The organism is Caulobacter sp. GW456-12-1-14-TSB4 (genome assembly GCF_059424195.1).
Window position 1 is genome coordinate 312,544 of sequence record NZ_JBWKZF010000002.1, and the last position, 6,801, is coordinate 319,344.

Sequence of the window (6,801 nt, forward strand, 5' to 3'; positions counted from 1 at the left end):
GCCGAGAAGCCCGTGGCCATGCCTCCGCAAGACTTGCGCAAGGGCCGGCTGACCCCGGTGACCAGCACGGACATCTCCGGACGCCGCTGGGTCCTGCTGGCCGGATCGGGCGTCCTGACCGCGGCGACGGCGGCGATCACCGCGATGCTGTTCTCGCCCGGCGGCCTGACACTGGTCGATGGGATCGCCTTCAGCCTGTTCGTCCTGCTGTTCGCCTGGGTGGCCTTCGCCTTCATGAGCGCCGTCGGCGGCTTCTGGACCTGCTGGCGCGGCGCCGAAGGCCGCGAGCAGCCGCAGCCGGTGATCATGACCCGCACCGCCCTGCTGGCCCCGACCTATAACGAGGATCCCGGCCGCATCCTGGCCGCCATCCAGGCCATGTACGAGGAGCTCGATCAGCGCGAGGTAGCCGAGCTCTACGACTTCTTCGTGCTCAGCGACACGCGGGTCGAAAGCGTCGCGCGCGAAGAGGCCGTCGGCGTCCTGCGGCTGCGCGCGCGGCTGGGCTCCAAGGCTCGGATCTTCTACCGCCGCCGGGTCAAGAACACCGACCGCAAGGCCGGCAACATCGCCGAGTGGGTCGAGCGCTTTGGCGGATCCTACGAGCAGTTCCTGATCCTGGACGCCGACAGCCTGATGACCGGCGACACCATCATCCGCCTGACCCACCGCATGGAGCGCGATCCGAAGCTGGGCCTCCTGCAGACCTCGCCCTCGATCATTAACGGCGAGACGCCTTTCGCCCGCCTGCAGCAGTTCGCCTCGCGCGCCTATGGCTCGATGCTGGCGGCCGGCCAGGACTGGTGGTCGGGCGCCGAAGGCAACTATTGGGGCCACAACGCCATCATCCGCACGCGCGCCTTCGCCGAGCAGGCGGGCCTGCCGCACCTGCCAGGTCGCCGTCCGTTCGGCGGCCACATCATGAGCCACGATTTCGTCGAGGCGGCCCTGATGCGCCGGGGCGGCTGGAAGATCGGTCTGGCGACCGACCTGCACGGCTCCTACGAGGAGACCCCGCCCACGATCCTTGACATGGCCATCCGTGACCGCCGCTGGTGCCAGGGCAACCTGCAGCACCTGGGCGTGATCGGCGCCAAGGGCCTGCACTGGGTCAGCCGCCTGCACCTGCTGCGGGGCGTGCTGTCCTACGCCACCTCGCCGCTGTGGCTGTTCCTGCTGATCGCCGGCGCCGGGGTCTGGATGGAGCAAGGCGGCGCTTCGGCGTTGATCCGCGCCGACGCCGCCGCCTGGCTGTGGGGCCTGACCATGGCCCTGCTGATCGCGCCCAAGCTGATGGCGGCGGCGCTGATCCTGCGCAGCGGCGCTCAGCGTCAGGCGTTCGGCGGCGGCTATCGCTTCGTCGCCAGCATGCTGATGGAGATCGTCCTGTCGGCCCTGGTCGCCCCCGTGCTGATGCTGATGCAGAGCGTCTCGGTGCTGCAGGTGCTGATCGGCCGCGACGCCGGCTGGGCGACACAGCAGCGCGACCCCGGCCGCCTGACCAAGCGCGAGGCCTGGCGAGTACACCGCGCCCACATGGGCATCGGCGTCGCCGCCGCGGCTCTGGTCTTCGCCCTGGACCCGGTGATGTTCTGGTGGTCCAGCCCGGTCTATCTGGGCCTGATCCTCTCGGCCCCGCTGGCGCTTTTCTTGTCGCAGCCGCACATCGGCGACTTCCTGGGCTTGTTCCAGACCCCCGAGGAGCGCCGCCCGCCCCGCGTGGCCCTGCGCGCCGCCGAACTGCGCGCCGCCTATGACCGAGAGACCCCGGTCCGCCGGACGATCGAGAAGCTCTTGGGCCAACCGGCCCTGGTCTATGGCTCCGACGCCATCCTGACGCGGGCACGGGCCAATGTGGTCACGCGGCGACGGAACCACACCTCGACCTAGCCTCACGACCAAGTGCGTTCAGGCCGAGGACAGGCCCGCCCGGCCGGGCTCGACGGCGAAGCGGGCGATCGTCGACAGCGACCCGCCGGGGCTCGTGACCCGATCGACCACCTTGACGTCGGTGCGCCAGACGTCGCGGCCGATATCGAACAGCTGATAGCCGCGTCGGGCGTCGAACAGCTTGCAGTGCGGGTTATCGGCGGGCGCGCCTTTCCACTCGTCCGACAGGACGACGCCGTCGCCACCCGAGCTGATCGAGGTCGAGACGAACTCGGTCGCGACGGCTGGGCTGTCCCACGCCCCTTCCCGGGCCGGCACCACGCCGGCGTGATGCTGATGCACATCGCCGGTGGCGATGACGACATTGGTCAGCTTGCGGGCCTGGATGGCTGAAACCAGACGCTCACGGCTGGCGGCATAGCCACTCCAGCTGTCGAGATTGGTGCGGCCCGCGCCGCGCGCGGCGGGATAAAGGAACGGCATGACCATCACCTGTTGGGCCAGCAGGTTCCAGCGCTGGCCACCGCTCAAACCTTGCTCCAGCCAGGCCGCCTGGGTCTCACCCAGGATGGTCGGGCGCGGGTTCGATCCCACCGGCAAGCAGCGGTCCAGCGCCTTTGCCCCGCAAATCTGGCCGCTGCGGAACTGGCGGGTGTCCAGCACCTGGACACGCAACAGGTCGCCCCAGTCGATCCGGCGATGCATGCGCAGGGCGCCGGCGACCGGGAACGACGACCGCCGCACCGGCATGTTCTCATACCAGGCCTGCATGGCCGCCGCCCGGCGCAGGCGGAAGATTTCCTGCGGTGTGGCGTCCTGATCGTCGTCTCCGGCCCAGTTGTTGTCGACCTCGTGGTCGTCATACGAGGACAGGAAGGCGGCGGCCGCGTGAGCGGCCTGCAGGTCCGGGTCGGTCTTGTACTGGGCGTAGCGGCGGCGGTAGTCGTCCAGCGAATAGATTTCGCCGCCGGCGTGCTCGCGGAAGCAGACCCTCCCCTTGGCGGCCGCGTCCTTGCTGACCGGACAGCCCTTCCCGCCCGCGCCTTCGTAGATGTAGTCGCCATAGTGGAAGACGACGTCGAGGTCTGGCTCCTGGCTCAGATGCTTGTAGGCCGTGAACAGCCCCGCCTCGTAGTGCTGGCAACCGGCCACGCCGATCCGCAGACGGTCGGCGCGGGCGCCAGCGGCGGGCGTTGTGCGTACCGTACCGACCCGGCTGGTCTCGCCGGCGGCCGAGAAGCGGTACCAGTAGCGCGCACCTGACTTCAGGCCCTCGACCTCAACATGGACCGAATGACCCAACTCCGGCCGCGCCGTGGCCTTGCCGGTGGCGACGATGCGGGTGAATCCCTCGTCCTCGGCGACTTCCCAGCCCACGGGCACGATGCGCGAGGGCATGCCGCCCCCCAGCTCCAGCGGCCGGGTCGCCAGCCGCGTCCAGATGACGAAGCCGTCGGGCGCGGGATCGCCCGAGGCCACGCCCAGCGTGAACGGATAGGCGCCCAGGCTCTGCGACCAGACGGGACCGGAGGCGGCGCTCGCCAGCAGCGCGAGGCCGCCGGCCTGGATCAGGCGCCTGCGTTGCATCGTCATGTCGGCGCTCACGGACGGTAGATCACGTTGAGGAAGAAGGACTGCCCCTTCTTCATCTCGGCCCGGCGTTCCTTCAGGTTCGCGTCGTAGCCCAGGTAGAGGTCCTCGTTGAGGATGTTCTTGGCCTGCAGCTTGACGATCCAGTCGCCGGCGATGCGATAGCGCACCGTGGCGTCCATCTGCCCGCGGGCTTCAGGACCTCGGTTCAGCCAGGGATTGGCGCCGATACCGTCGTAGTAGGCGTCGCCCCAGTTATAGCCGACCCGCGCCTCGCCATCGTGCGGAAGCTTGTAGAACACCGCCGCGTTGGCCATCCAGTTGCGCTGGTACAGCAGTCGGTCGATGTGCAGCACCTTGCCGTCGACGATGTAGTCCATGTCGCCCCAGGTGCGCGTGGCGTTCAGCGCGACGCCGACCTTGTCCTTCAGCGGACCGGGCAGACCCGGCAGGGCGTTGTTGATGTACTGGACCTCGATCCCACGCAGCGTCGACTTGTTGGCGTTCATCGGGGTGCTGATCGTGTAGCGGAAGCCGTCGATCAGCTCCTCCTCCTTCAGCGCATAGATGTCGTCCTTCACCGACTTGGCGAAGCCGCCGATGCTGGCCAATCCCTTGGAGCCATTGAAATAGGTCTCCAGCGTCAGGTCGAAGTTGTCGGCCCGGCGCGGCTTCAGGTCGGGATTGCCGCGCGAGATCGTGAAGCTCACGTCATTGCGAGTCTCGGCCTGGGCGATGTCCTCGGGCGCGGGGCGGCCCAGGGTGCGGCTGTAACCGGCCTTCAGGCGCAGATTGTCGCTGAAGTCGTGGACCATGTTGAACGACGGCAGCAGGTGCGTGTAGTCGCCCTTATAGCGGGTCGCGCCTGGCTTGAAGACGCCGCCCACCGACACCGGCACGTCGGCCGAATAGTCGGCCGCGTCCAGGCGCAGGCCGCCGATGAAGCGTGTGCGAGCCAGGGCGTAGAGCGCCGAGACGTAGCCGTACGAGATCGTCTCATCATAGCGGTAGTCCGAGGCCAGCGAGGCGCTGGCCGACGAGGCGGCGTTGGTCGCCAGGGTCGGCAGGATGTCCTGGCGGAACTTGGCGTAGTTCACCCACACCACCGGATAGTTCCACAGCCACGGCCGATAGCCGCTCGGCGTGTAGTCATAGCCGACCAGGGTCGATTTGCCCGGCGTGTAGACGGTCTGATCCAGGTTGCGATCGATCTCGAACCGGCGAGACCCGACCCCGGCCTTGTAGCCGAAGCCCAGGCTGTCGGCGTCGAAGTTGCGGGTGAAGTCGAGCTTGAACTCGGTGGCCGTGCCCTTGGCCTTGGTCAGGGTGTCCCCGGCGGTGAGCAGCGAATACTTGGCCGGATCGGTCAGCCCCTCCGTACCGTCCAGCGTGAACCGCACCGACGGATGGCCCATGTCGTAGTTGATCGACAGGTTCGTCGGCTTGGCCTGGTAGGCGTTGGCCCATTCCAGGTCGTAGAAGGTGTTGGTGTTGTAGCCGGCGCGGAACTCGATATTGGTCCGCTCATCGATGTCGTAGCGGGTCTTGAACAGCGCGCCCCGGGCCTCGTTCTCGAAGCGGTCGTAATTGAAGGCCGTCCGGACGTCGGGGACCTTCAGCGTGCCGGTGTGCTGGGTCTGGTTGGACAGGTTGGCGAAGGCGCGCAGGGTGAAGACGTTGTTCGTCTGGTCCTCGGTCTGCTTGTAGTCATAGACCATCAGCGAGCTGTACCAGCGGTCCGACGGCTTGAACTCAAACGTCGCCGAGCCGCCGTAGGTCTTGATGAAGCTGGTGAATTCGTAGTCGACCATCGCCTGGGGCGCGGGGTCGAAGCCGTTCCAGTTGGGTTGGTCGGGCGTCGTGGCCGCCCCGCTCGCGGTATAGTAGGTGCGGGCGTTGGGGTTGCGCTTGACGTCGTCGTACGAGCGCTGCTGGTAGGTGCCGCTGAGCACCAGGCCGAACTTGTCGTCAGGGCCCAGGCGGTGGCTCCACAGCGCCTTGATCCCGCCGCTCCACGGCGAGTCCTTGTAGCCGCCCAGGCTGTTGCCGCCGGGCACGTCATTGTTGGTGACGTAGTTGACGAAGGTGTCGATGTAGAACTTGTCCTTGCCCCGGCCATAGGCGCTGTAGGGCACGATGTTGATCACGCCGCCGATCGCGCCCGCGTCCTGGTCGGCCGTGAAGGTCTTGAAGATCTCGGTCGTGCGGGCCGCCTGGCTGGGGATCAGGGCCAGGTCCACTCGGCGCTGGCCCGCGCCCTGGTTGGCGACCGAGATCATGCCGATGCCGTCGACCGAGACGTAGTTCAGGTCGGGCGTGATGCCCCGCACGGCGACGTACTGGCTCTCCTGCTCGCCGTAGAGCACCTGCATGGTGCTGACGGCGGGAACGCGGCTCAGCGCCTCGGCCAGCGACTGGTCGGCCAGGTCGCCGGTGTCGTCCTGAGTCAGGGTGTCGACGACGGTCAGAGAGTTGCGCCGGGTGGCGATGGCTTCCTGGTTCTGGAGCGCCGTGCCGGTAACAACGAGGGCGTCGACGGCGTTGGTGTCCTCGCCTTGGCCGGCGGGAAATCGCGCGCCGCCGGCGTCCAGCGTGAACACCGCGCCGTCCTGCGAGGCGATGCGAAGACCCGTGCCGGCCAATAGCTTTTCAAGCGCCGCGCGTGGCTCGAAGGCGCCCGAGACCGCCTGGGTCTGCACGCCCCGGGTCAGCGGCGCGGGCGCCAGGATCTGCAGACCCGCTTGGCGCGCGAACTGCGGCAGACTGTTAGAGGCCGGCTGAGCGGGAATGTCGAAACGCCGAGTTTCGGCGTGAGCGCTCAGTGGAAGAACGATCGCGGTAGACGCAACCAAGGATAGAATGAAATTCTTACCGCGATGACCAAGCACTGTCGCACCCCTTTTGTCGACTTGTGCAGGGAAGATGCTTGGCGACCGCGTTTTCCTTCTCCGAAGGCCTCGCTTTTATTGTGAATTTTCGATGACGATGCGCTGACCATCCTCGCGCACCGCACCGCCGGTCATGCGCGAAGCGGCCAGGGCGAACTTCTCCGGCTGGTCGATCAGGAAGTAGCCGACGATGGTCCGCTGCCCGATCTCCGGATCGGCCAGTTCGATCTTGCGCTCGTTGTAGCGGTTGAACTCGGCCACGGCCGACGCGACCGTATCGCCGTCGAAGACGATCTCGCCCCGCCGCCAGGCCAGCACATCTTCGGTGCGCGCGGCCTTGGCGCGGACGGCCTGGGCGACGCTCTCGGCGACGAAAGCCGACTGGCCAGCCGAGATCGCTACCGGCGTCCCGCCCTGCCCGTCCCGCCAGGCC

General features: G+C 67.6%; 4 protein-coding genes. 1 reads left to right on the forward strand and 3 read right to left on the reverse strand.

Annotated features, from left to right (window positions below):
• Positions 1 to 18: 18 nt before the first annotated feature.
• Positions 19 to 1,890, forward strand: a complete 1,872-nt coding sequence (gene mdoH, locus AC07YH_RS03365; RefSeq protein WP_494745595.1) for a glucans biosynthesis glucosyltransferase MdoH — start codon at positions 19 to 21, stop codon at positions 1,888 to 1,890.
• An 18-nt stretch (positions 1,891 to 1,908) separates the two neighbouring features.
• On the opposite strand, the gene AC07YH_RS03370 is transcribed toward mdoH, so the two are convergent.
• The 3 genes from AC07YH_RS03370 to AC07YH_RS03380 all read right to left on the reverse strand — a co-directional run.
• Positions 1,909 to 3,483: an alkaline phosphatase D family protein gene (locus tag AC07YH_RS03370; RefSeq protein WP_494745596.1), complete on the reverse strand. Its 1,575-nt coding sequence runs from the start codon at positions 3,481 to 3,483 to the stop codon at positions 1,909 to 1,911.
• Positions 3,484 to 3,491: 8 nt separating this feature from the next.
• Positions 3,492 to 6,332: a TonB-dependent receptor gene (locus AC07YH_RS03375; RefSeq protein ID WP_494745597.1), complete on the reverse strand. Its 2,841-nt coding sequence runs from the start codon at positions 6,330 to 6,332 to the stop codon at positions 3,492 to 3,494.
• Positions 6,333 to 6,443: 111 nt separating this feature from the next.
• On the reverse strand, positions 6,444 to 6,801 hold a 358-nt coding region (locus tag AC07YH_RS03380; protein WP_494745598.1), incomplete at its 5' end, for a FecR family protein.

Bases quoted from the DNA above. Each gene is read 5' to 3' on its own strand.
- AC07YH_RS03370 (WP_494745596.1), bottom strand. From the start codon at position 3,483: ATGACGATGCAACGCAGGCGCCTGATCCAGGCCGGCGGCCTCGCGCTG.
- mdoH (WP_494745595.1), top strand. From the start codon at position 19: ATGCCTCCGCAAGACTTGCGCAAGGGCCGGCTGACCCCGGTGACCAGC.